Below are 1,808 nucleotides of genomic sequence, written 5' to 3'. Positions count from 1 at the left end.
TTCGTCGCGAGCACCGCCGCACCGACACCGCCCGCGGCGGCGAGGAGGATGTGCAGCCCGCTGCGCAGCCATCGCGACCGCGACTCGGCGAGGGCGCGCATCCAGCGGCCGAGGGCCGCGGCGGCCGCGCCGCAGACGAGAGCGCAGACCGGGGCGGTGATCAGGATCGTCACGTCAGGAAAACGCCTCCATCATGTTGATCGCGGTGGGGCCGAGCAGCACGATGAACAGTACGGGCAGGATGCACACCAGGAGCGGGAAGATGACCTTGACGGGCACCTGCTGGGCTTTCTCTTCCGCGCGCTGTCGGCGCTTGAGGCGCATTTCGGAGGCCTGGGTGCGCAGGACGTCGGCGACGGAGATGCCGTAGGCGTCGGCCTGGATGATGGCGCGGACGAAGCGTCGGAGGTCGGGGACGTCGGTGCGTTGGGCGAGGTTCTCGTAGGCGGTGCGGCGGAGTTGTCCGACCTGGATCTCCTGCAGGGTGCGGATGAATTCTTGTGCGAGGGGTCCGGTGCCGTTGCGGCCGGCGCGGGCCATGGCGGAGTCGAAGCCGAGGCCGGCCTCGACGGCGATGGTCATCTGGTCGAGGGTGTCGGCGAGTTCGAGTTGGATCTCTTCGTTGCGTTCCTGGCTGCGGCTGGTGAGCAGCAGTTCGGGCAGGAAGTGGCAGACGGCGGCGGTGCCGAGGATGAGCAGGAGCAGCATCGGCTCGGGCCGCGACCGCAGCACCATCAGGCCGAGCAGCACGACCACCACCGGCAGGACGAGCTTGGCCACGAGGAGCCGTTCCAGCGTCCACCCGTCGGGGCGGCCCGCGCGGGCGATGAGCCGCTCGAGCCGACGCACGGCGCTCGCGGGCGTGACGCGCCGGGCGAGCTCGCCGAGACGGGCGTCTCCGGCGGCGGGGGAGCCGGGCTCGCTGGGAGCGGGGAGCGCGACGCCGGCGTCCCATCCCCGGCGCAGGTTGTCCACGGCGCGGACGTGCGCGGCGTCGCGGCCGGCGAAGACGCTCCAGACCAGCAGGAACACGGACATGGACAGGACGAACACGGCTAACGCTGCGGTCAACGACATCATCGGCCTCCCTTCTTTCAGAACTTGATCGTGACGACCTTGCTCAGCCAGATCCCGCCCACGATCAGCATGATCACGGCGGTGGCGAGCAATCCGTAACCGAGCAGGCTCTGGGTGAGCACGCCGATGTAGGACGGGTTGGAGATGTAGAGGAAGCCGCCGATGCCGAACGGCAGTGCCATGAGGACGTAGGCGGAGAGCTTGCCCTCGGCTGCCAGCGCGGCGACCTGGCGGCGGATCTGATTGCGCTCGCGGATGGTGTGGCCGACGCCGTCGAGCACTTCGGCGAGGTTGCCGCCGACCTCGCGGTTGATGGCGATGGCCTGGGTGACCCAGACGAAGTCCTGGCTGCCCATCCGGGTGGCGGTCTCCTCCAGCGCGGGCGCGAGGTCGCGGCCGACGCGGGTCTCGTTGATGATGCGGGAGAACTCCGCCGACGTGGGCTCCTCGGCCTCGCGGGCCACGGAGGCGAGCGCCTGCAGCAGGCTGTGCCCGGCGCGCAGGCTGGAGGACATGAGCTGCAGCGAGTCGTCGAGCTGGTCGGCGAACGCCGCGCGCCGTCGCGCGGCCTTGATCTTGAGCACCACGACCGCGCCGACCGGGGTGAGGAGCGCGAGGAACGCGCCCATGAGTGGTCCGGTGACGACCAGGCCGAGGGTGAAGGCGACGACGACGGCGACGACGACGAGGAACACGAAGTCCTGGAGCCGCATGCGGATCCCGGCCTGTTC

Annotated in this window: 2 protein-coding genes; both read right to left on the bottom strand. The window is 70.2% G+C overall.

From position 1 onward, the window contains the following. Positions 1 to 174 precede the first annotated feature (174 nt). A complete protein-coding gene (locus G6030_RS13330) occupies positions 175 to 1,077 on the bottom strand; it encodes a type II secretion system F family protein (protein WP_182643453.1) in 903 nt (300 codons plus the stop codon). Positions 1,078 to 1,094: 17 nt separating this feature from the next. Further along, the coding region (locus G6030_RS13325; protein ID WP_182643452.1) for a type II secretion system F family protein at positions 1,095 to 1,808 on the bottom strand (714 nt) is incomplete at its 5' end.

Origin of the sequence: Dietzia sp. E1, from assembly GCF_014145015.1 — a bacterium.
GTDB classification, from domain to species: domain Bacteria; phylum Actinomycetota; class Actinomycetes; order Mycobacteriales; family Mycobacteriaceae; genus Dietzia; species Dietzia cinnamea_A.
The sequence above is the reverse complement of the archived record's forward strand: the minus strand, read 5'-3'. Positions and strand labels throughout refer to the sequence as shown.